This window comes from Pseudomonas sp. 22515 (assembly GCF_052044625.1).
GTDB classification, from domain to species: domain Bacteria; phylum Pseudomonadota; class Gammaproteobacteria; order Pseudomonadales; family Pseudomonadaceae; genus Aquipseudomonas; species Aquipseudomonas alloputida.
Map to the genome: position 1 here is coordinate 230,625 of NZ_JBQENN010000002.1, position 22,949 is coordinate 253,573.

A 22,949-nucleotide genomic window follows, 5' to 3' on the forward strand; every position below is an offset into this window, starting at 1 on the left:
GGGAGGGCTGATGATACGAGAAGGAGCTTGGCCAACCAAGGTGGGGTTAGAAGGCGTGCCTGGTTAATGGGCAGAAGAATGCCGGCTGCTAGGCGGGCAAGCACTATCACGCGGGGATAGCTCGAGTCACTCGATCCAACGATTTATGAAGCCTCACCCGACTGCTTGTCTGCCGGAGCTCCATGAAGAGACCTCAGTTTCGGTGTCGACCCGCACTCAAACTGAACGGCGAGATCAGCGTGAGGGTCGGAACGATAACTGTCACGAAAAAGGATGTTAACGATGAAAGCGATGACTCGACTGTTCACAGGCTTCGCCATGGTCGCCGCAATGGCAAGCACTGCAGCATGGGCGGATCAGCCTGGAGCAGATTGGAAAGTAACCAAGGATCAGGCCGAAGCTACCTTAAAAGGCGCCGGCTACACGCAGATCACCAAGATCGAGGCCGATGATGGTCATTGGGAGGGCGAAGGTATGAAAGCTGACGGCAAGCAGTACGAGTTTCAGGTCGATCCGCACGACGGCAAGATCATCAAGGACGAGCTGGATAACTAATCAGGGCGGTTGTTGCTCTCTGATCGGCCCGCGATTTGTGCGCGGGCTTTTTTTCGCCTATCAACTGGGAAAACTGTACTGTTTCGTTAGCCGGTCATTCCGTCATTCTTGAATGGTGGCTTCGAAGATATTGGGGAAGCCAGGGTTATCCCTCTCCCTGGCTATTTGCTCAGCGATTGTCTTCCGTCATTCCGCTGTCTTCGTCCTGAATCGCTTGCGACTCATCGTCCATACTTTCCTCCCGGTCAGATTTAATGCCGGTGGAATGGCCTCCTTGGCCACCCCGTTGGGTTGCACCACCGGCACGCTGAGGATCGTCTTCCTGAAGGTTACTGCCGCTGCCATGCCCCGTTTGCTGATTCTCAGGTCTCCCGCCGGACATTTGACCACCTTTCTGGCCGGCTTCAGACGCCCGTTGTGGATCATTGGCAAAATTGCCAGGGTTGTTTTGAGCGGTGCCGCCTTGCTGACCAGCCTTGTCTTGATCGTTAGCCATGATCTCGCACCTCGTGTGTTCACACAGAGAGTCTGTGTTTTCTTCGGATGCCGGGAGAGTGCGGGATGCTTCCTTTACTTTCGTGCGAGCTGACCGGGGGCGCGAAAGATGGTAAAGCGCAACGTATCGTGTGATAAAGATCGTTGCAATGGTATAGGTAGGTGTGGCTATCTGAGCGCGGCTAGATAACTTCCAAGAGTGCCAGACGCTGCCGGATGTCGGCGATGAGCCGTCTGCCTTCTGCCTGCATCAGATCGCCATAATTGGCAATTGCGCCACACCTTCGGCACGTGAGGATGGCCTTTTTGTTCAACTTTATTGGTGTCACAAGGTCTTGCCCATCGCATTTCCCTATTGGCTGGAACGGCTGTTCGCTTTCTCAGATGTCGACGTGGCGGGACGATGCAGATGAGCACCTGTTGGATCGGTGATCTGAATAACGTTGCCGTGTTGCCAACCATCCGCCTTGGGATCAGCCGCAGGGATTTGAATGTCAGCCCGCTGAGCTTTGGTTTTTGCCGCATCCACCCCCAGACGGCGATTGCGCTGCTCGACCATCGCCGGGTCAGCCTGGCCATCCATTGTGAACCCCATCATCAACTGCGGAACGCCCACAGGAAGAGCTTTATCCTGGTCGGTGTGCCACGTGTGCCATGTCTTCCCGTAGGTATGGGCAAGCCGCTCCATCAGCGCATGTTCAGCAGTCGCGGGGATGCCTGGTGCAACCAACTGACCGGACGAGACTTCATAGCCGTGGCTGTGCCACATCGCCTTCTCGTTGGCCGGCAGACCAGCAAACAGCTTTTCGTCGATGATGTACTCGACACCCATGATCTTCGCTTCCTTGGTATTACCGTCGAAGATGACGCACTGGATGACATCCTCATTCAGGATGGAGCAGTAGTGATGCGCTTCCATCTGCACATCAGGATGTCCGTTGTAAAAGTGGAAGCCATCCAGATAGGCGTTGATGGCCTCAATGGGCGGCTTCGCCTGCAAGGTCGCGGCGCCGGCTTCCAGCAACTGAGTCTTTGCGGATTCGGGCCTGCCAGGCGTCTCCACAGGCGACTTCGTCTCAGGAACAGAGCAAGCCCAAAGAAGACTACAGGCCAGGGGAAGGGCTACGAATTTGATGAGTTGTGGCATGAGAGTGGCTCTAGCTAGTGTCCTCAAGGGACAGCCTGGGCCTGTTGAACGGACAACTCAGAAGACAAACGGCCGAATTCTAGGCAAAAGAAAGCCCGCTGCTAGGCGGGCTAATGGGAGCTTCTATCACACGGGGGATAGGACGAGTGTTGCCTAGGTGTCGTGAAAATGGGGTGAAAGAAAAGTCCCTACAATGTCATCGCAGGGTTCTCCAACGCAGGGCCAGCCTATGCGCGTTATCTGCGACAGAGATATGCGACGGTTCACGTCATTGAATCTTGTGGTCAAATGGCAAGCGCAGCGCGCCGGCCCAATGGGACAAAGGCGTGAGGAAAGCCCTGATTATTCAGGGCTTTTTGCGATTCTTAACCGATGCACGTTCCCCTCCTGCCGCAAGGTCAGGGCTTGGTTTACCGTGGCTTCCCCGACTTTCACTTCCACGGCAATAGCGATTCGTAATCCTCAATCTTCGCGGCATGCGGCAAGTCCTCCAGTACGTGGCGAAGCCATGCATAGGGTTCTTGGCCGTTGGCTTTGGTGGTTCAAGCAAGCTCTACAATTGTGCGCTGACTGCAGCGACGTTCGTGGCAACTGGCCTGCGGGCCTCATCGCTCACACCTTCAACTCTCGCTCAACGGCGAACGAGTGTTCGCCACACGCAAGGCGTCACGGGGCAGGGCGGCTGAATAAGGACGTTCCCCGTCGAGTATTTACATTCAATTCGTATGATAATAAGGTTTTAATCATACGAGCTGTATGTATTTTACCTTGAGCGTGACTGCACAAGGGCCTTTCGATAAGGAGAGTCGAGCGTGTTCAGTACCTACCGCGAGTTGTTCCAGGCCAGAGGCGCCAAGGGCTTCGCCTTGGCCGGCCTGCTGGCCCGGCTGCCGTTGCCGATGACCGGTATCGGGATCATCACCATGTTGTCTCAGATCACCGGCAGTTATGGCCTGGCCGGTGCGGTGGCGGCCACCTTCGTGCTGACCTATGCACTGATGTCGCCGCAGATCTCGCGCCTGGTCGACCGCCATGGCCAGGGCCGCTTATTGCCGGCCGCCGCCGGGCTCAGTGTGCTGGGCATCCTTCTGCTGTTGGCTTGCAGCTATTGGCGGCTGGCGGACTGGACCCTATTCGTCGGGGCCGCGCTCGCCGGCTTCATGCCCAGCATGTCGGCGATGGTGCGCGCGCGCTGGACCGCGATTTACCGCGGCAAGGCGCAACTGAAGACAGCCTACTCGCTGGAAACCGTTCTTGACGAAGTCACCTTCATTGCTGGCCCGCCGATTTCGGTAGGGCTGAGCGTGGCGGTACTTCCGCAGGCCGGTACATTGGCTGCTGTCGTGTTCCTGGCCGTCGGCGTGTTCGCCTTGGCGGTGCAGGTCGGCACCGAGCCGCCAGTAGAGGCCGATGCCGCCACCGGGCAAGACAGCATGTCGGTGTTCAGGCTGGCCGACGTACGCCTGCTGACCTTGCTGATGGTCGCTATGGGCTTGATCGTCGGTACGGTCGACATCGTCAGCGTGGCATTCGCCGAGCAGATGGACATGCCGGCTGCGGCCAGCGTGGTGCTGTCCTGTTATGCCATCGGCTCCTGTGTCGCGGGGCTGGTGTTCGGTGTCCTGAAACTCGATACCCCGCTACACAAGCTGCTACTGCTGGGTGGGTTGGCGACGGCGGCGACAACCTTGCCGCTGCTGGTGGTGGGAGACATCATCGGGCTGGCCATTGCCGTGCTGGTTGCGGGCCTGTTCTTCGCCCCGACCATGATCGTGGCGATGTCGCTGGTAGAGCGCATCGTTCCCGAAAGCAAGCTGACTGAAGGGATGACCTGGTTGCTCGCCGGTCTCAACGTTGGAGTTGCCGGCGGTGCCGCAGCGTCTGGGCAGGTGGTCGATATGTGGGGTGCCCAGGCCGGATTCAACGTGGCCTTGGCCGCCGGGGCCGCAGTGTTGTTGGTCGCGCTTTGGGGCTACCAGCGCATGCGCGCCCGAGCCCGACAGGCGTCGTATTCGCTTTGATCGGCTTCAGGGCTGGCCGCCAGGCTTGGTGGCTCGGTCACCGCGCGACGATACGACAGGCTTGTCAGTGCGCCTCGCGCCCAAGACAATGCGTGCAAGCGGTATGAATACTCGTATACGCCTACCCCATGCCGCCAGAACACAAGGAATAGCTGGATGGTTCGCCGCACCCGCGCCGCAATGCAAGAAACCCGAGCCCTGTTACTGGCCACCGCCCGCCAGATGTTCAGCGAGCAGGGGTTTGCGCACGCCTCGATGGATGATCTGACCGCTCGGGCGGGATTGACGCGGGGGGCGTTGTACCACCACTTTGGCGACAAGAAGGGGTTGCTGGCAGCCGTCGTTGAGCAGCTCGACGCTGAAATGGACGAGCGCCTGCGTGCTATTACCGAGACCGCCGATAACGCTTTGGACGGCTTCCGCCAACGCTGCCACGCCTACCTGGAGATGGCGCTGGAGCCCGAGATCCAGCGCATCGTGCTGCGCGACGCCAGAGCGGTGTTGGGGGGCGGCTCGCCTGAGGCCCAGCGGTATTGCATAGAGTCGCTGCGCCAGTTGATCGACAACCTGGTACTACAGGGCGTTTTCGTCAACGCGCACGCTCAAGCGCTGGCTGCGTTGATCTACGGCAGCTTGGCTGAAGCGGCTGTGTGGATCGCGGAGGCCCAAGACGGCAATGCTCGCTTGGCGCAGGCCGTCAAGGCGTTCGACCTGCTGTTGCTCGGGGTGCTAAAGCGGCCAACAGACTCTACGGAGGCGTGAATGCGCGCGACAGTTCCGCCCTGTTGGGAGCCCCGTACCCCTCAGGGCAGTTCCGCTACCTGACTACCCGTTAACGTCTGGCAGGGCAGGCTTGGTGCTGCTCAAGGTTTTTCGGTAGCGCTCGGTTGGCGAGCGGCGGGTTCTGTGGAAGAAGACGCGGCAGCATGAAGCTTGTCGGTAATCTGCTTGGCCAAGGCATGGTAAAGCGAGACTGGAGACACCCATCCAGAGATCGCCGCCGCCATCAGTGTCGCGGCCAACATGGGAATGGCCAGGTCCGGGCTGTGTGTCAGTTCAAGCACGATGACCGAGGCGGTCAGTGGCGAGCGTGTCACACCGGCCAGGTATGCGCCCATGCCGAGAAGTGCGCCTGCCTGAGGGTCAACATCGGGCAGCAAGCTCAACAGCGGCGCAAAGGCGGCGCCGATGCTCAGTGACGGCGAAAAGAGCCCGCCTGGAATCCCGGAGAGATAGGACGCGACGTTGGCCAGAAACTTCCACAGGAGAAAGCTTGTGTCTGTGATCGGCTGCCCCTCCAGCAACGCACGTGTTTCTTCATACCCGGTGCCGAATACATGATTCCCAGAGACGAGCCCCAAGGTGGCCAGCAGCAACCCACAGGTGGCAGCAAAGCGCACTGGATAGCGTCCGCGTAACGTACAGACCTGGCCGAGTATGCCCTTGTCGGTGGGCAGCACAAGCTTGGCGTAAAAACCACCCAGCAGCCCGCCCAGCACTGCACAGGCAGGAACGACGCTCCAGCCCCAGCCCACCGGCATCCGACCGCTGATCTCTCCAAAGTAGGCGTAATGCCCCATCAGCCCCAGCGTCACGACCCCGCCGATCAGCACCGCAGTGAGCACCAAGCCACTGAAACGTTGCTCGAACGTGCGGCTCAATTCCTCAATGGCAAAGACTACCCCCGCTAACGGTGTGTTGAAGGCTGCCGCAATACCCGCAGCGCCTCCGGCTAGCACCAGGCCAGCGATGGTGCGCCGGCCGTGCAGGCCTAAGCGTCGGCCAAAGGAATAGAGCACTGCGGCGCCGATGTGGACGGTCGGGCCTTCCCGGCCAACCGAACCGCCGACCAGCAGGGCGCCCAGCGTCAGGCTCATGCGTGCTGCAGCCACAGGGAGCGAGAGTAATCGGGCGCGCAGCCGGCGAGAGGGCATTTCCAGGGCGGCGATGACTTGGGGAATGCCGCTACCCTTGGCATTTTCAAACCATCGTTGCGTCAGATAAGCCAGGGCCGCGAAACCCAGCGGAGTGATGAGAAGAGGTGACCAGGGTGCCCATTCCAGCAAGCGCTTGAACGAAGCGAATGCCGCGTCGGCTAGCCAGGCGAATGCCAGCGCAACGAGCCCCACCAGCAATGCCCCGATCCAGAACGCCAGTCGCTGACGCCATTCTCGCCAGCGTGAACGGCGGGGGAGTGAAGGAGCAGGTCGGGTAGGGTCGGACATTGCCCACACATGGCTGACTTGGAATACCGAGAGTATGGCGTGTTTTCCCGCACAGGCCTACCCGACACAGGTTGTAGCCGCGCCGGGAGTGGCGATCCGCTTGCCCAACTGCAAGGGATCGCCAGTCCGGATGTAGCTAGGTGGGCGAACCTGCTTTGGTAGCAGACGCTGCGCTACGTAGGCTCCACACCCCCCAGGTCAAACCCAGCACGGCCGCGATCAACGATGCAGATAGCACGCCGAGTTTCGCTGCCCCAAGTGAGCCAGGGTCGACGAACGCGAGGTTGGCGATGAAGATCGACATGGTGAAACCGATGCCGGCCAGCAGCCCGACCAGGACAATGCTACGCCAGTTGACCTCGGCGGGAAGCACGCACCAGCCCAGGCGGACCATCAGCCAGCTGACGCTGACGATGCCCAACGGCTTTCCTGCTACCAGGGCGACAGCGACGGCGATCATGACCCACTGGGGGCCTTCAACGGACAGGTCGACACCCGAAAGGCTGACCCCGGCGTTGGCCAAGGCAAACACCGGCATGATGCCGAAGGCTACCCAGGGGTGCAGGGTACCTTGCATGCGCACCACCGGCGGCAGCAGTTCGCGCTGGGCCAGGCGCAGTCGTTTCAACGGGTCCATGAGGTCGCTGGCATCTTGCTCAGGCGCCTTGGCGCGCCCCAGCAATTCGCCGGTGAAGCGGGTAATGGCATCCAGTGGGCGCTCACGCATCGGCATCGCGGTCACAGGTGTCATCAGGCCCAGCACGACGCCTGCGAGGGTCGGGTGGGCGCCGGTCAACAAGATGCCCAGCCAGACGATCGCACCGGGAAGGACGTAGGCGTAGGCTGAACCCACACCGATCTTTTGAAGCCCGATCACCATTAGCAGGCCGATCAGTGCAACGCCGAAACCGGTGTAATCAAGGCCGCCTGAGTAGAAGAACGCGATGATCAGGACTGCGATGATGTCATCGATGATTGCCAGGGCGAGGAGGAACACACGTACGTTGGACGGGATCGACTTGCCGAGCAGTGCCAATACGCCCACCGCAAAGGCGATATCCGTCGCCGTTGGCACGGCCCAGCCTTGCTGGTCTGCCGACGCGTGACCAAAACTCAGGTAGAGGAGTGCGGGTACCGCTACGCCGCCGACAGCGGCTGCCATGGGGAGTGTGGCTTGGCGCAGGCTGGACAGTGCACCCTCGTGGATTTCGCGGCGGATCTCCATGCCCACGACCAGGAAAAAGATGGTCATCAAGCCATCATTGATCCAGAAATGCAGAGACTGCGAATAGACATGCGAGCCCACGCCGAATGTCAACGGCGTATGCCAAAGGGCTTCATAACTGTCGGCAGCCGGGGAATTGGCCCAGATCAGGGCAGCGACTGCGGCAATCAACAGAACGATGCCGCTGACCGCTTCAATGTGCAAAAAGCGTTCAAGGTTGGCGAAGGCGCGCTCAGCCAGTTTCTGGGCGCGAGGTAATTCTACTTTATGCATAGGCACAGGTGCTCCCGCATGGCGGCCCGACCTGCGCTGTTCTTTAACCTGCCCCACTGCACCGTGCAGCTGGCACCCGTGCGGTAGTCTACCGAATAACCACTCTCAGATGAACAACAAGCGCCAAACCATTCACTCCCATGGGGCGTCGGTCTGGGATTTTTCCCTGCGGACGTTACGGTTTATGGTGATTACCGAGCACACGGGGCTTGGCGAACGGCAATTTATCCAACTGATCACCGCCACCTGCACATTGTGAAGACAGTGCGCTCGCCTTGTTTGCTTTCCTGGAGCATTTTCCGTTCTTCAGCATCATTGTCGTTGGGCGCGGTACTTAGGGTGGTCGTGTTCTGTCTCAAGGTGCTGTGCACGCTGCGACTTTGGGGTTCGGTAATGCCTTCGCCCAGCGTTCGACACCGTGCTGCCACGCGAGGGTAAAATCGAGCAGTGGCAGGCTGGCCCAGGCTACACCGCCTAGCCCACCGCAAAGGCGGGGCATGCGGGGAGTCCAGAGGTCTTCTGGCTGATTGGTTGTATGACCTCAGGCCTAGAATCGCCAGAAGGCCGGCGAGACCAGTACCAGTACGGTGAGGATCTCGAGCCGTCCAAGTAGCATGCCAACCGTCAGCAACCATTTCGCTGCGTCCGGCAACGAGGCGAAATTACCTACAGGCCCGATAATCGTCCCCAGGCCTGGGCCGACGTTGCACACCGCGGTGGCCGCCCCGCTCAACGCCGTCATCCAGTCGAGCCCTATCAGAGAGAGGCCAAGGGCGATGACTGCGATGGTGACGGAGAAGAAGAAGGAGAACGTCAGCAGTGACCGTACGATCTCTTCATCGATGGGGTGCCCATTGTATTTCTTCGAGATCGTTGCCCGTGGATGGATCAACTGCTTCAGGCTGCTGACAAGCAAGGCAGCGGCCACCTGGAAACGGAATATTTTCAAACCGCCGGCGGTGGAGCCCGAGCACCCGCCGACGAACGTCAGGTAAAAGAACAGCATGATGGCGAAGCTGCCCCAGAGCGTGTAATCACCCAAGGCAACGCCTGTGGTGGTCACCACCGAGGTCACATTGACCGCAACGATACGAAACGCATCCCACCAGGCCAGGTCGCTGTGCAAGCAGAGCCAGGTTCCGACCGTGAGCCAGACGAAGACGAGAAAACCAATGAAACCGCGAACTTGATGGTCCGTGAGCAGGATGCCTCGATGGCCACGTAGCGTGGCGACATACAGCGTGAAGGGCAGGCTGCCGAGTATCATGATGACCACAGCTACCCAATGCACCGCAGGCTGTGGCCAATGAGCCAGCGAGGCATCCGAGGTCGAGTAACCACCGGTTGAAATCAGCGACATCGAATGATTGATGGCTTCGAACGGGGTCATGCCGGCAGCCCACAACGCCCCTGTTCCCAATGCTGTCAGGGCCAGGTAGACCAGCAGTATCATCTTGGCAGCCACATGCGAACGTGGCGTCACTTTGTCAGACCAATCCGAAGACTCGGTCTGGAACAGGCGCATGCCGCCCACGCGCAGCAGTGGCAGGATCGCCACGGCCATGCCGATAAATCCAATGCCTCCCAGCCAGTGCAGCAGGGAACGCCATATCAGTAGCCCCGGTGATGCACTGTCCAGGCCTGTCAGCACGGTCGAGCCGGTGGTGGTAATTCCCGACATGGTTTCGAAGAACGCGTCCGTGTAACTGATGTCGCGAATTAACACCATCGGCAGCGCCGCAAATGCACACACGATGACCCAGCTTGCCGTCGTGAGGAAATACATGTCCCTGGTCCGCAGTTGCGGTATGTCGGGGACGCCCCGGGCTACCGGAAGCAGGCCGACGCACAGAACGATCAGGCTCGACCAGACGAATGCGCCGAGGTCGTCGCTGCGGTCGTACCACAGCAACGTCAGCATCGGAATCACCATGCTGACGGCCAATGTGATCAGGAATACGCCAATAATGAAGGCAATGAAACGCAATGCAGGCAGCGGCATTGAGGGAGCTCGTTGGGACAGTGCCGGCAGTATTGCTTGCTTTACGGTAATGTCGAGTAAAAAAGGCGTAAAGTCGCGGTCGGGGATTTTGCACGCCGCTTTCTGGCTCTCGCTCGATGGCTTATTGGGCTGATCTCTACGCGTGTTCCCGTCTGTCAGCTCCCAAACGGTTGGAAGAGAGGCCTCAAGGCCGCGCGCCCCCTTCGCAGGTTGGCGGAAACAGCGCAAGCCTTGTGTCGCGAAAGGGCTGCGGAGCAGCCCCTGGATTTCAGCGTGGATACACGAATTGCCGGGGCTGCCGTGCAGCGCTAGTGCGGCACTGTTGAGAGTGCCGCAGTGGGCATGGAAAGCCCGCGGGCTTTCTGGATTACTTGATTAGCGGCACGCCACTGAGTTTCTGCAGTTCGTCAAAGTCGATGTCCGCGCAGATTTCGACCACTTTCAGCCCTTCCGGTGTCACTTCCAGCACGGCCAGGTCGGTGTAGATGCGGCTGACGCACGCGATACCGGTCAGCGGGTAGGTGCACTCGGGCACCAGCTTGCTTTCGCCGGTCTTGGTCAGGTGGTCCATCATCACGAACACCTGGCGGGCGCCGGTGGCCAGGTCCATTGCGCCGCCTACGGCCGGGATCGAACCTTCGGCACCCGTGTGCCAGTTGGCCAGGTCGCCCTTGACCGACACCTGGAAGGCACCCAGTACGGCGATGTCCAGGTGGCCGCCACGCATCATCGAGAACGAATCGGCATGGTGGAAGAAGGCACCACCGGTCAGCAGGGTGACGTGCTGCTTGCCGGCGTTGATCAGGTCATCGTCTTCCTCGCCCGGCGCAGGGCTTGGGCCCATGCCCAGCAGGCCGTTTTCGCTGTGCAGGAACACTTCCTTGTCGCCCAGGTAGTTGGCCACCAGGGTTGGCGCGCCAATGCCCAGGTTTACGTACGCGCCTTCCTGGATGTCTGCGGCCACGCGTTGGGCCATCTCGGTGCGGGAGAGCTTTTTGGTGATGGTCATGGCAGGCCTCAGACAGCTTTGGCAATCGAAGAAGCGGCAGCACCGGTGACGGCGACCACGCGCTGGACGAAGATACCCGGGGTGATGATGTGTTCCGGGTCCAGTTCACCGAGTTCGACGACCTGGTCGACCTGGGCGATGGCGGTCTTGGCAGCCATGGCCATGATCGGGCCGAAGTTGCGGGCGGCCTTGCGGTAGGTCAGGTTGCCCCAACGGTCACCCTTGTGCGCCTTGATCAGTGCGAAGTCGGCGTGCAGCGGCATTTCCAGCACGTACATGCGGCCGTCGATCTCACGGGTTTCCTTGCCCTCGGCCAACAGGGTGCCGTAGCCGGTCGGTGAGAAGAACGCACCAATGCCGGAGCCTGCGGCGCGGATACGCTCGGCCAGGTTGCCCTGCGGGACCACTTCCAGTTCGATCTTGCCCGCCCGGTACAGTTCGTCGAACACGTAGGAGTCGGACTGGCGCGGGAACGAGCAGATCACCTTGCGCACGCTGCCTGCCATGAGCAGGGCGGCCAGGCCGATCTCGCCGTTGCCGGCGTTGTTGCTGATGATGGTCAGGTCGCGGGCACCGGTGGCAATGAGGCCATCGATCAGCTCGGACGGCATGCCAGCCGTGCCGAAGCCACCGACCATGATGGTCGAACCGTCGGTGATCCCTTCCACCGCGCTGGCGATGGACTCGTACGTTTTATTGATCAAGGCGAGCTCCTGGTTGTTCCTGGAGTTGTGGTTGTCGGGCTGGCCGGAGCGCGTGAAGCGATGGGGCCTGTCAGCACTTGAAATGGCTTGCTGACTTTCGCTATAGCGTGCCGCAAGATAGGGCAACAGTAGAGAGGGTTTGGCTGAATTTGTGCGATTATCGAACTGTTGTGCGATCTGCGAGCAGTTCTGAAGGCTATTTGTCTCATTTCAGTTGAATGCTTAAACCCCTCATTTTTGCCCCTGCCTGGTGCGCTCCGGGGTTTACCTGCCGGCACCTTGCACTGATGAAGTGCATCCACTCCGCGGGACGGCCGATTAATCACGCCTCCCGCCGTTGGCGTGCGACTTGCTATCAGATTGCCATTCGATGTCGCGTATGGTGAAGATAATGTCGCTTTCCAGTGGTTCGATGCAGTTATCGTCGAGTGAAAAGGGTTGGCTGCCGTGGTTTGGCAAAACCGGCAAATTCAGCATGGGCTGGGCGTGCCGCCTTAATCGGGCCAGTTACCCGCAGGTCGAGCAAACGTTCGAAGCCATCGCCCAGACCCGCGTGCAGTTGCTGCATGAGTGGGTGCGCGAGCAGTGGGAACACCTGGCCGACCTGGCCGAGCAGGTGGCGCCCGGGCTCGCTCAAGTCGATAGCGCAATGTTGCGCAACACGCTGGCCCAGGCTGAGGACTTTTCCGAGCTGTTTGTCGTCGATGCCCACGGCATCGTCATCGCTTCGACCTGGCCCCAGCGTGGCACGCCACGCATCGAGCACTTGGCAGCCCTGGCGCAAGGGCTGAAAGCACCGTTTCTGCACGGGCCCTACAGCGACCCGCTGACCTTGCAGGTCGGCCCGTCTTCCTCGCGCTTCCACGATGAAGTCACGTTGATGTTCTACCAGCCCCTGATGCACGAGAGCAAAGTGCTAGGTTGTTTGTGTGGGCGGGTGCCCAACGATGTGCTGGGTGACCTGATCCAGCGCGAGGCAGGGCACATTTACCCCGAGTCGGGCGACAACTACCTGTTCATGGCGCAATCGCGCTTCGACCCTGGCATACAGCCCGGTACCGCGTTGTCCCGTTCGCGCTTCGAGGACGCCACCTTCACCCATGGCGAAAACCTCAAGAACGGTGTGCACACCCCCTGGACCACCGTGCAGGTCCAGCGTCATACCGAGCTGGAGCTTCGTTTCACCGACCCTTCCACGCGGGAACTGCACCCAGGCGTGAGGGAGACGATCAGGCGGGGTGCCAACCTGTTCGTGACCTACCCCGGCTATTCCGACTACCGTCATGTGCCAGTGGTGGGCAAGGGCGTGACCTTCCAGTTGCCAGGCTCACCCGACCGCTGGGGCATGATGTGCGAGGCAGATCTGGAGGAGGTCTATCGCCGGCGTTCGCTGAGCTACGGGTTGATGAAACCCTATGTAGCGATCATGGCGGGGCTGTTCGGCTGCAATTACTGGGTGCAGCACTATGCAGGCCTGCCGCAAGGACTGACTGACGCGATCGAGGCCTTGAGCATGCTGGGCGCCACCTTGTTGTTCGGCGTGCTCGGGCCCAAGCGCCTGGCCGCCAGGTTGAATGGCATGAGCAGTGTGCTGTGCACCATCGCCGAGGGTGAAGGCAACCTGCGCCAGCGCCTGGATACCAGTACCTTGGCCAATGATGAGAGCGGCGACATGGCGCGCTGGATCAACAGCTTCATCGACCGCCTGGACACGGTGGTCGGGCAGGTGGTCAAGGCCAGTCGCACGGTTGGCAGCACCAACCAGATGATGCTCGGGCGCAGCCAGGAGGCCAGCGTAAGCTCCGCCGACGTGGCCGACGCCGTGCACCAGATGATGATCATCATGGAAGAGCAACTCGGCGAACTGCAGCAGGCCTCGGTCAGCGCCGAGCAGATGAAACAGGCCATGGACGAAGTGGTCAGCCGCGCACGCGCGCAGTACCAGGCGGTGCAGGCGGGCACCCAGTCGATCCGCGATGTGGTGGCGCGCTCATCATCCAGCGTGCAACGGCTCGACAGCCGCATGGTCGAGATCGACAACATCACCGGGTTGATCAGCGAAATCACCAACCAGACCAACCTGCTGGCGCTCAATGCCGCTATCGAGGCGGCGCGGGCCGGGGAGCATGGTCGTGGCTTCGCGGTGGTGGCCGACGAGGTGCGCAGCCTGGCCGCACGCACCTCGCGTGCCGCCAACGACATTCGCCATATGGTCGAGAGCCTGCAGGGCGAAACCCGGCAGGCGGTAAGCTTCATGGAGCAGGGCGTGCAGGATGTCGACAACAGCCTGCGCCTGGCGGAGGACGCGTCTTCCGAAAATGTGCAACTGCACCAGGCGGTGGAGGGCATGTTCGCCATCATCCAGCAGCTCAACCGTCGCAGCGTGGAATACGGCAAGACGATCGAGCAGGTCAACCAGTCCTCCAGCGAGATGCGCCAGACCGCCCTGGTGCTGCAAAGCAGTGCGCAGAAGGTGAAGGTGGATGCTGGCAAGTTGCAGAAGCTGGTGGGGCAGTTCGAAGTCAGCGATGATGGCGAACGAGGCGTCGCTGCTTGAGTAACGCACCTGTCCGGTCATCGCCAGTTGATGATCGCCGTGGGGCTGGTGGCGGTGTTCATCCGTCGCCATGCTCGCCGGGCATACCCGCACGCCGATGCAGTTGTGCGTGGCGTTGCTGCTGATCAACGTTGGCTGGGTGCAACTCACGCCGCTGATCAGCATCTCGTCGATGGGCGCATTGCCCCTGAAACAGCCGCTGCCTGGCTTCATTCAGCCCTTGGCGATGGGCTCCGGCAAGCCTTTGACGCCTGGGTTCAATGCGAATACGCCACCGGCCAGGGGCTGGTCGCTCAGGTCGATGCCTTGCGGGCGAATCGACGTCACGAACAACGTTTCCAGTTGCGGGCCACCGAATGCGCACATGGTAGGTTTCTTCACCGGTAGCGGCAGGGCGCGGTCCAGCTTCCCGTCGGGAGTAAAGCGCAGTACCTGGCCGGCATCGATCGCACAGATCCAGTAGCAACCTTCGGCATCTACCGCAGCCCCATCCGGCCGGCCGGGGTGCTGGTTCATGTCGACGAAGACCCGGCGGTTGTGCGGGCTGCCGCTGTCGATGTCGTAGTCGAAAGCCCAGATCATCTGCACGCTCGGGTGTGAGTCGGAGACGTACATGGTTTTGCCGTCCGGGCTGAACGCCATGCCGTTGGGAACGGACAATGTGCCCAGCCGTGCCTGCAATGGCCCTGCCGTGCCATCTGCCATCGCGTCATACCGGTACAAGGCACCCACCGGTTCGGCGGCCATGCTGGTTTGCATCGTACCGGCCCAGAAGCGCCCCTGGCGGTCACAGCGCCCGTCATTGAAGCGCATGCCGGGTCTGGCGTGTTCGACACTGGCACGCTTGCCGGCCAGCAGACGGCCGTCTGCCTGGGGGGTGAGGTGGAAGATCCCGCTCTCCTGGGCCCCCAGCCAATGGCCTTGGTGGCTGCGGGCAATGCAGCCTAGCATTTCGTCTGCGGTCCAGTGGTGGGTCTGGCCGTCCGGTTGCCAGCGGTGCAGGCGGCCTGCCGGAATGTCCACCCAGTACAAGGCATTTTCCTGCGGGTGCCAGACCGGGCTCTCGCCCGTGACATTGCGTGCATCGATAATCAGTTCGGCTGTCATGGAAGCATTCTGCACTCTATCGGGGGTCAGTCGCCAAAAGGTCCGGCAGCGGTGAAGGCGCCACCTTGCAGATGAGCAGTCGGGTCATTCGCGGCGGGTTTCGGCTGCTGCTCCAGTGCCGGGCGGAAGCGTTCGGCACTGTCCTTCGGGTTGAAACCCAGGTGCGCGGCGTAGCGGTTGCTCCACCACAGGTCGCGGTTGGCGGAGACGCCATACACAACGGTGTGGCCAACGTTCTCGGCCAGCAATGCGCGCTCCACCAGGTGTGCCAGGTCGCCATAGCTCAGCCAGGTGGACAACATGCGCACATTGCGGGGTTCGGGGAAGGAGGAGCCGATACGCAGGCTGACGGTTTCGATGCCGTAGCGGTGGAAGTAGAACGTTGCCAGGTCTTCGCCGTAGGCCTTCGACAGCCCGTAATAGCAGTCCGGCCGGCGCGGCGAATGCGCATCCACTTGTTCGCCCTGGGGGTAAAAGCCGGTGACGTGGTTGGAACTGGCAAAGACCACACGTTTGATCCCGTGCTTGCGGGCAGCCTCGTAGATGTGGAAGGTGCCGATGATGTTCGCTTGCAGGATTTCTTCGAAAGCGCGTTCGGTAGAGATCCCACCCAGGTGCACGATAGCGTCTACACCGTTGGCCAGGGCCAGTACGCCGGCCTTGTCCGCCAGGTCGCAATGGATAACTTCTTCATGCTCGTCCTCGGCCGGTGTCATTGGGCTGATGTCCGATACGCGCACGATGTCGGCGTGTGCTTGCAGTGCTTCGCGAAGCACGTGTCCGAGCCCGCCGGCAGCACCGGTGAGCAGCAGGCGGTTGAAGGGTTTGCGGGTGGTCGTGGTCATTGTGCTGGGGCCTTTTACGGAAATTGCATGAAGGTGCCGTGCAGGAACGACACCGGCATGGGCGGGCGGTAGCCCTTACAGGAAGTTGTACTGGATACCCAGGCGCCAACGGGCCTGGCGATCGTCCGTGTAACTGTTGACCTTGATGTCGCCCACCTCCATGAACGGTGCCCACTGTTTGTTGAGCTTGTACTTGATGATCAGGTTCTGCTCGTAGTCGCGCTTCTTGTTGTCGTAGCGGATGTAGTCGGTGGTGAAGTGGATGTACTGGTATTCGAATGCCCATGGGCCGCTGGGGGTATAGCCGAGCCAGCCTTCAAGGCGGGTGGTGTTCTGGTTGTCCTTGGCGCGGTCCGGCTTGCTGTGGTCAATCTGGTCGCGGTCGAGGTTGCGTGCGTCGTGGCGCACGCGGGTGGCGACGTACCAGGTGTCGCTGAGCTTGTAGTTGTACTTCAAGCCGAACTTGTAGGTGGTCGCATCCTTGGTGCTGTCCATCTGGAAGGCGGGTGTCCAGGTCGACCGGGGGCTCATCTTGTAGTTGTAGTCCACGGTGAACTCATGGCCGTTGTTGACCATGTTGTCGTAGGCGACGTCTTCGCGGTCGCCGGCAGTCTTGTATTTGATTTCTGCGGCAAACCCCAGGCCGCTGTCCTTGCGGTAACTCAGCTTTATCCGGTCGGAATGAATGCTGTCATCTTCGGTGAACGTGTGCCGGTAGTTGATGCTGGCGGAGTCTGCACAGGCGTAGAACGACAGGCCGAGCGTACTGGCGGCGATGAGGCGGCGAAGTGTGATGTTCATGCGATCTCTTTTTTTGTTTTTGTTGAGGACGTGATGAGGCGGGTGAGCAAGGTGGTCGAGGTGGTCGAGGTGGTCAGCGCTCCGTGATTTTTAAAATAAGTTATCGTACGACTGTGGGGCTGTCTACGAATTATTGAAATGTTGTCTGATCACTTTGATTGATGGCTCTATTCGGCGTGTTTCAAGGGTGTGTTTGCTTTTATATCGGGGTCTCATGATTGCTGTAGGCATCATGAACCGGAGGTTTTATCGGGTTTTAACTGGCGCTTTTCAAATGTTGTATGATGACGTAGGATGGCCCCAGAGCGTGACTCACTCGCCACAAATCCAATAAGAAGGCTCAGACGTCCATGATCATTACTGCTGTAACCGTCCAGGTATTTTCCTACCCCACGCGCCGCGCCGTAGACAGCGCCGGCCATGCCCACCCAGGTGATGTGACCCAGGCCAGGATGGCCCTGCTGCGCATCAGGACCGAGTGCGGCAGCGAAGGCTATGCGCTGGGCGCACCCGAGCTCATTCGCCCTTATGTGCTGGATAATTTCGTGCGCAAGGTGCTGGTTGGCGCCAATGCCTTTGACCGCGAAAAAATCTGGCACGACCTGGCGCACTGGCAGCGCGGCAGCGCCAGCCAGCTGACCGATCGTGCCCTGGCGCTGGTCGAGCAGGCGCTGTGGGATTGGGCCGGTCGCAAGCTGAACCTGCCGGTGCACAAGCTGATCGGCGGCTACCGCGACAAGGTGCCGGCCTATGGCTCGACCATGTGCGGCGATGAGCTGCCCGGCGGTCTGTCCACTCCGGAAGAGTACGGTCGCTTCGCTGAAACCCTGGTCAACCGTGGCTACAAGGCGATCAAGCTGCACACCTGGATGCCGCCGGTGTCGTTCGCGCCCAGCGTGAGCATGGACATCAAGGCATGCGCCGCCGTGCGCGAGGCCGTGGGACCGGACATTGCGCTGATGATCGATGGCTATCACTGGTACAGCCGCACCGAGGCCCTCACTATCGGCCGTGCCCTGGAGAAGCTGGACTTTGCCTGGTTCGAAGAGCCGATGATGGAAGACTCCGCCGAGTCCTACGCCTGGCTTTCCGGGCAGCTGGATATCCCGGTGCTAGGCCCGGAAAGCCTCGGCGGCAAGCACCTGAGCCGGGCGAGCTGGGTCAAGAATGATGTGTGCGACATCCTGCGTGCGGGGGTTGCCGGTGTGGGTGGCATTGCACCGTGTCTGAAGGTTGCGCACATGGCCGAATCGTTCGGCATGGATTGCGAGATCCATGGCAACGGCGCCGCCAACCTGGCGGTCGTGGGGGCAATCAAGAACTGCACCTGGTACGAGCGCGGTCTGCTGCACCCCTACCTTGACTACGACGAGGTACCTGCCTATCTCAAACGCCTGGTCGACCCGATGGACGAAGACGGCTATGTGCACCTGTCGAACTTGCCTGGCCTTGGGGAAGATATCGACTTCGACTACGTCGAAACCAATACGCTGCAAAGCTTCTGATTCGTGCATGGCGGCACGCGTCGCTGCGTGCCGCCCGAGCGTCCAATAACTATAAGAAGGCGATCTCACATGAGCGTTATCCCCACACTCTGGGCGGGGGTCTTTGCTGCGTCTCTGGCGCTGACCTCGGTACCTGCTGCTTTAGCGAAAACCCCGGCGGATCAGTTGATCGTCGGTATGAGCATGATCAACCTGCTGTCCCTCGACCCGGCGGCGGCCACCGGGCTGGATGTGTCCGAGGTCAATGCCAACCTCTACGACATGCTGCTGGTGCAGGACGTGCGTCAGCCGGACCGGCTGCTGCCAGCGCTGGCAGAAAGCTGGCAGGTCAGCGATGACCGCAGGACCCTCACGTTCAACCTGCGCCAGGGCGTAACGTTCCAGTCCGGTAACCCGCTAAGTGCCGAGGATGTCGCTTGGTCGCTGCAGCGCGTACTCAAACTTAACCTGGCCTTGGCGTCGACCTGGAAGGCCTACGGGTTTTCTGCGGGCAATGTAGACCAGCACATGCGCGCTGTTGATGACTCAACCTTCGTCATCGAGCTACCACGGCCGACTGATCCGTTGCTGGTGCTGAATACCCTGGCAACTTCGCCCAGCGCATTCATCCTCGACCGCAAGGTGGTGCAGCAGCACCAGAAGGGCGATGACATGGGCAGTGCCTGGCTGGCCACCCACGCGGCTGGTAGCGGGCCGTTCGTGCTCAAGGAGTGGCGCGCCAACGATGTCATCCTGATGAACCGTTTTGACGGGTACTGGGGTGGCCCAGCCAAGCTCAAACGCATCGTCATGCGCAACATGACCGAGTCGCAGTCACTGCGGTTGATGGTGGAGCGGGGCGACCTGGACCTGGCCAAGGGCATGTCCGCGCCAGACATCGAGGCACTGGAGAAGTCTGACAACGTTCGTACCCAGACCGTGCAGCGCGGAACGTTGTACTACGTTGCCCTGAGCGTGAAGAGCAAACCCTACGACGATGTGCGCGTACGCCGGGCGGTTCGTTCGCTGATCGACTATCAAGGCATCAACCAGACCGTGATGCCGCACTATGGCCAGCTCAATCAGCGCCCGCTACCGCTTGGCCTGGCAGCAAGGCTGGATGATCCGGGCTATGCCCTGAACGTGGCCGAAGCGAAAAAACTGCTGGCCGAAGCGGGCTACCCCGAGGGCTTCAAGACCACCATCCGCGTGCTCACCGAGCCACCTTTCATCAACATTGCGTCCAGCCTGCAGTCGACCTTGGCCCAGGCCGGTATCAAGGCCACCATCGTCACCGGTACCGGCAACCAGATCTACGGTGCCATGCGTGAGCGCAGCTTCGACATCCTGGTCGGGCGCGGCGGCGGTGGTGCTGAACGGCATCCGCATTCAAGCCTGCGCACCCTGGTGTACAACCCGGACAACCGCGACGAAGCCAAGCTGAGCAACTTCCAGGGCTGGCGTACCTCGTTCTACAGCCCCGAGCTGAACAACCTGATCGAGCAGGCGGAAGTCGAGCCCGACAAGGCGCAGCAACTGGCCCAGTACCAGCAAATCCAGAAAACCCTGGACGAGCAGGTGGGGGCCATTCTGCCCGTGTCGCAGATGACCGACACCGTGGTGCTCTACCACGATGTGCAGGACTACCAAGGCCATACCGCGGCCACCACCCGTTACAAAGACGTCTACAAGTCGCGCTGAGGTCAAGCCTGCGTGATTGGTGAATGCTTTTTCAGGAGCCTGTTATGTTTGCTTCGACTGCCTCTGTAATGGGTGCCCGTGTATCGGGTACTGCCCGCCGGGCCAGCACGGTGCTGGTGACCTTGCTTGGCCTGTTGGCGCTGACGTTCTTCATCGGCCGGGTCATGCCGCTGGACCCCGTGCTGGCGGTAGTTGGCCCGGATGCCGACAGCTCCACCTACGACCAGGTATACCGGGCGATGGGCCTGGACAAACCGATCTGGGCCCAGTTCGGGCTGTACTTGAACGACTTGCTGCACGGTGATTTCGGCAATGCACTGCTCACCGGCCACCCAGTACTCGATGACATCAAGCGGGTGTTCCCGGCCACCATCGAGCTGGCAACGCTGGCCATTCTGTTTGGCGTGCTGATCGGTCTGCCACTGGGCGTGGTGGCTGCCAGCAATCAGGGGCGGGTCGGCGACCATGTCGCACGGGTCATTACCTTGTTCGGCTATTCCACGCCTATTTTCTGGGTCGGCATGATGGGCCTGCTGGTGTTCTACGCCTGGCTGGGTTGGGCGGGTGGCGCAGGGCGCATCGACCTGGCCTATGACGGCATGGTCGATGAGGTTACCGGCCTGCTGCTGATCGACACGGCGCTGGCGCGTGACTGGGAGGCCTTCACCAGCGCGTTGCGCCATATCGTTCTGCCGGCGTTGATCCTGGGCCTGAACTCGGTGGCCTACATCAGCCGCATGACCCGTAGCTTCATGCTTGAGCAGCTGTCACAGGAATACATCATCACCGCCAGGGTCAAGGGGTTGTCGCGGCGCCAGGTGGTCTGGAACCACGCGTTCCGCAATATCCTCGTGCAGTTGCTTACGGTGGTCGCCCTGGCCTATGGCTCGTTGCTGGAGGGGGCGGTGCTGATTGAAACCGTGTTTGCCTGGCCTGGCTTCGGCCAATACCTCACCAGCAGCCTGATGCTCGGTGACATGAACGCGGTGATGGGCTGCGTGTTGATCATCGGCCTGATTTTCGTCGCGCTCAACCTGATAAGCGACGCCCTGTACAAGGTGTTCGATCCAAGGACCCGCTAATTCCCGATCAGCGTGAACACATTGAATAACTATAAAAAAGGATGCGCCATGAAGACTGTATTCCCGCCGCTGCGTATGGCTTTGCTGGGCGCAGCGCTGCTGCTTGGCCCGCTCACTGTGGTGCAGGCGAAAACCCCTGGCGACCAGTTGATCGTCGGCATGAGCATGGTCAACCTGTTCTCCATCGACCCGGCCAACGCGCCCGGCCTGGATGCCTCCGGCATCAATGCCAACCTTTACGACACGCTTATCAAGCGCGACCAGGGCAATCCGGACAAGCACTTGCCACAACTGGCTGAACGCTGGGACGTCAGCGAAGACGGCAAGCAGATCACCTTCCACCTGCGCGGTGATGTCCTGTTCCATTCCGGCAACCCGCTCACTGCCGAAGATGTGGCCTGGTCACTGTACCGGGTGATGAAGCTCAACTATGGCCTGGCTACCACCTGGAAGGCCTACGGCTACAGTGTCGAAAACATTCAAAAGCTGATCCGTGCGACCGATAGCCATACCTTGGTGATCGACCTGCCGCAGCCGACCGACCCGTTGCTGGTGATCGACTCGCTGGCTGTGTCCCCCAGCGCTGTCGTGGTCGACCGCCAGCAAGTGCTCAAGCATGAGAAGAACGGTGACCTGGGCGCGGCCTGGCTGGTCACCAATGAGGCAGGCAGCGGGCCGTTCACCCTGACCAAGTGGAGCGCCAACGATGCGCTGGTGATGACCCGTTTCGACGGGTACTGGGCAGGCCCGGCGAAGATGAAGCGAGTGCTGGTCCGCCACATGACCGAGTCGCAGTCACTGCGCCTGATGCTCGAACGCGGTGACCTGGACCTGGCCTACGGTATGGCTGCGCCGGATATCAAGGCCATCGAGAGTTCCGACACACTCCAGGTGCAAGCGTTGCAGCGCGGCACCCTGTACTACGTGGCGATGAGCATGAAGCAGCCGGAGTTTGCCAACCGCAAAGTCCGCGAAGCGGTGCGTAACCTGATCGACTACCAGGGCCTGGACCAGCAGGTGATGCCGCATTACGGCAAGCTCAACCAGCAGCCGATGCAGCTAGGGCTCGAGGCCCGGTTGCCCGACCCTGGCTACAAGCTGGATGTCGCCAAAGCCAAGGCACTGCTGGCAGAGGCGGGCTACCCACAAGGTTTCAATACAACCATTCGCACGCTGTCCGAACCTCCCTTCATTGATATCGCCGCACGTATGCAGTCGACCCTGGCTGAAGGTGGCATCAAGGCCACTATCGTCACCGGTACCGGCAACCAGGTGTATGGCGCCATGCGCGCGCGCAACTTTGAGATGATCGTGGCGCGGGGCGCCGAGCGTTATCCGCACCCGTATTTCAGCCTGCGCACCTTCGTCTACAACCCCGACAACAGTGACAGTGCTGGCCTGCCCAACTTCCAGGGCTGGCGAGCGTCGTTCTTCAGCCCCCCGCTGAATGACCTGATCGACCGGGTGGGGGTCGAGCGCGATGCGGCCAAACGCCTGGCCATGTACCAGCAGGCGCAGAAACTGTACGACGACGAGGTGGGGCCGATCATGATGATTTCGCAGATGACCGACACCGCCGTAAGCGCAGCCGACGTCAAGGGTTTCACTGGCGACGACGCCGAAGCCACCCGCTACCTGGGCGTCTACAAGCAACGTTGAGTACCGCCCGGGGGCTCACGGGTACCCCGAGCGGCCATGACTCCACATCGAGAACTT

General features: G+C 60.8%; 18 protein-coding genes and 3 pseudogenes. 9 read left to right on the top strand and 12 right to left on the bottom strand.

Annotation, left to right across the window (positions count from 1 at the left end):
* Window positions 1-282: 282 nt before the first annotated feature.
* Window positions 283-555, top strand: coding sequence for a PepSY domain-containing protein (locus ACTJJN_RS03625; RefSeq protein ID WP_012051849.1), 273 nt, complete (start codon window positions 283-285; stop codon window positions 553-555).
* Window positions 556-724: 169 nt separating this feature from the next.
* On the opposite strand, the gene ACTJJN_RS03630 is transcribed toward ACTJJN_RS03625, so the two are convergent.
* From ACTJJN_RS03630 to ACTJJN_RS03640, 3 genes and pseudogenes are all read right to left on the bottom strand, one after another.
* On the bottom strand, window positions 725-1,051 hold the full coding sequence (locus ACTJJN_RS03630) for a general stress protein (protein ID WP_012051850.1): 327 nt from the start codon (window positions 1,049-1,051) through the stop codon (window positions 725-727).
* Between the two features lie 351 nt (window positions 1,052-1,402).
* On the bottom strand, window positions 1,403-2,197 hold the full coding sequence (locus tag ACTJJN_RS03635; protein ID WP_012051851.1) for an OBAP family protein: 795 nt from the start codon (window positions 2,195-2,197) through the stop codon (window positions 1,403-1,405).
* 431 nt (window positions 2,198-2,628) lie between these two features.
* Window positions 2,629-2,739 (bottom strand): annotated as a pseudogene (locus tag ACTJJN_RS03640) (transposase domain-containing protein); the annotation flags it as partial.
* Between the two features lie 270 nt (window positions 2,740-3,009).
* On the opposite strand from ACTJJN_RS03640, the gene ACTJJN_RS03645 reads away from it, so the two are divergent.
* Both ACTJJN_RS03645 and ACTJJN_RS03650 read left to right on the top strand, forming a co-directional pair.
* Window positions 3,010-4,218 carry an MFS transporter gene (locus tag ACTJJN_RS03645; RefSeq protein ID WP_440780959.1) on the top strand — a complete coding sequence of 403 codons (1,209 nt, stop codon included), beginning with the start codon at window positions 3,010-3,012 and terminating at the stop codon, window positions 4,216-4,218.
* A 156-nt stretch (window positions 4,219-4,374) separates the two neighbouring features.
* On the top strand, window positions 4,375-4,980 hold the full coding sequence (locus tag ACTJJN_RS03650; protein WP_012051853.1) for a TetR/AcrR family transcriptional regulator: 606 nt from the start codon (window positions 4,375-4,377) through the stop codon (window positions 4,978-4,980).
* Window positions 4,981-5,081: 101 nt separating this feature from the next.
* On the opposite strand, the gene ACTJJN_RS03655 is transcribed toward ACTJJN_RS03650, so the two are convergent.
* The gene (locus ACTJJN_RS03655; protein WP_012051854.1) at window positions 5,082-6,443 is read right to left on the bottom strand and encodes a chloride channel protein; all 1,362 of its coding nucleotides are present in this window, start codon (window positions 6,441-6,443) and stop codon (window positions 5,082-5,084) included.
* 136 nt (window positions 6,444-6,579) lie between these two features.
* Entirely contained in the window at window positions 6,580-7,941 is a 1,362-nt protein-coding gene (gene nhaA / locus ACTJJN_RS03660) for a Na+/H+ antiporter NhaA (protein WP_003251136.1), read from the bottom strand.
* Between the two features lie 257 nt (window positions 7,942-8,198).
* Between nhaA and ACTJJN_RS03665 the strand changes: the two are divergent.
* Window positions 8,199-8,292: pseudogene (locus tag ACTJJN_RS03665) on the top strand (hypothetical protein); the annotation flags it as partial.
* Between the two features lie 55 nt (window positions 8,293-8,347).
* Here the strand turns inward: ACTJJN_RS03665 and ACTJJN_RS03670 are convergent.
* From ACTJJN_RS03670 to ACTJJN_RS03685, 4 genes and pseudogenes are all read right to left on the bottom strand, one after another.
* A pseudogene (locus ACTJJN_RS03670) lies at window positions 8,348-8,440 on the bottom strand (DUF1850 domain-containing protein); the annotation flags it as partial.
* 48 nt (window positions 8,441-8,488) lie between these two features.
* Entirely contained in the window at window positions 8,489-9,943 is a 1,455-nt protein-coding gene (locus tag ACTJJN_RS03675) for a TrkH family potassium uptake protein (RefSeq protein WP_012051856.1), read from the bottom strand.
* 367 nt (window positions 9,944-10,310) lie between these two features.
* The gene (locus tag ACTJJN_RS03680; RefSeq protein ID WP_003251131.1) at window positions 10,311-10,952 is read right to left on the bottom strand and encodes a 3-oxoacid CoA-transferase subunit B; all 642 of its coding nucleotides are present in this window, start codon (window positions 10,950-10,952) and stop codon (window positions 10,311-10,313) included.
* 8 nt (window positions 10,953-10,960) lie between these two features.
* Window positions 10,961-11,656: a 3-oxoacid CoA-transferase subunit A gene (locus tag ACTJJN_RS03685; RefSeq protein ID WP_003251128.1), complete on the bottom strand. Its 696-nt coding sequence runs from the start codon at window positions 11,654-11,656 to the stop codon at window positions 10,961-10,963.
* Between the two features lie 1,906 nt (window positions 11,657-13,562).
* On the opposite strand from ACTJJN_RS03685, the gene ACTJJN_RS03690 reads away from it, so the two are divergent.
* Window positions 13,563-14,213 (top strand): methyl-accepting chemotaxis protein, encoded by a 651-nt coding sequence (locus ACTJJN_RS03690; RefSeq protein ID WP_440781007.1) that lies wholly within the window; start codon window positions 13,563-13,565, stop codon window positions 14,211-14,213.
* 213 nt (window positions 14,214-14,426) lie between these two features.
* Here ACTJJN_RS03690 and ACTJJN_RS03695 read toward each other — a convergent pair whose 3' ends face one another.
* From ACTJJN_RS03695 to ACTJJN_RS03705, 3 genes are all read right to left on the bottom strand, one after another.
* The gene (locus tag ACTJJN_RS03695; protein ID WP_121783186.1) at window positions 14,427-15,320 is read right to left on the bottom strand and encodes an SMP-30/gluconolactonase/LRE family protein; all 894 of its coding nucleotides are present in this window, start codon (window positions 15,318-15,320) and stop codon (window positions 14,427-14,429) included.
* Window positions 15,321-15,346: 26 nt separating this feature from the next.
* Complete coding sequence (locus ACTJJN_RS03700; protein WP_014756026.1) at window positions 15,347-16,165, bottom strand: NAD-dependent epimerase/dehydratase family protein; 819 nt, start codon at window positions 16,163-16,165, stop codon at window positions 15,347-15,349.
* 75 nt (window positions 16,166-16,240) lie between these two features.
* A complete protein-coding gene (locus ACTJJN_RS03705; RefSeq protein WP_012051859.1) occupies window positions 16,241-16,966 on the bottom strand; it encodes an oligogalacturonate-specific porin KdgM family protein in 726 nt (241 codons plus the stop codon).
* 350 nt (window positions 16,967-17,316) lie between these two features.
* Here ACTJJN_RS03705 and ACTJJN_RS03710 point away from each other — a divergent pair, with 350 nt between their 5' ends.
* From ACTJJN_RS03710 to ACTJJN_RS03725, 4 genes are all read left to right on the top strand, one after another.
* Window positions 17,317-18,471, top strand: coding sequence for a mandelate racemase family protein (locus tag ACTJJN_RS03710; RefSeq protein WP_014756028.1), 1,155 nt, complete (start codon window positions 17,317-17,319; stop codon window positions 18,469-18,471).
* A gap of 69 nt (window positions 18,472-18,540) precedes the next feature.
* Window positions 18,541-20,151 (top strand): ABC transporter substrate-binding protein, encoded by a 1,611-nt coding sequence (locus tag ACTJJN_RS03715; protein WP_221100712.1) that lies wholly within the window; start codon window positions 18,541-18,543, stop codon window positions 20,149-20,151.
* Between the two features lie 68 nt (window positions 20,152-20,219).
* Window positions 20,220-21,233 (top strand): ABC transporter permease, encoded by a 1,014-nt coding sequence (locus tag ACTJJN_RS03720; protein WP_017148229.1) that lies wholly within the window; start codon window positions 20,220-20,222, stop codon window positions 21,231-21,233.
* A 48-nt stretch (window positions 21,234-21,281) separates the two neighbouring features.
* Window positions 21,282-22,892: an ABC transporter substrate-binding protein gene (locus ACTJJN_RS03725; protein WP_440780962.1), complete on the top strand. Its 1,611-nt coding sequence runs from the start codon at window positions 21,282-21,284 to the stop codon at window positions 22,890-22,892.
* Window positions 22,893-22,949: the final 57 nt, after the last annotated feature.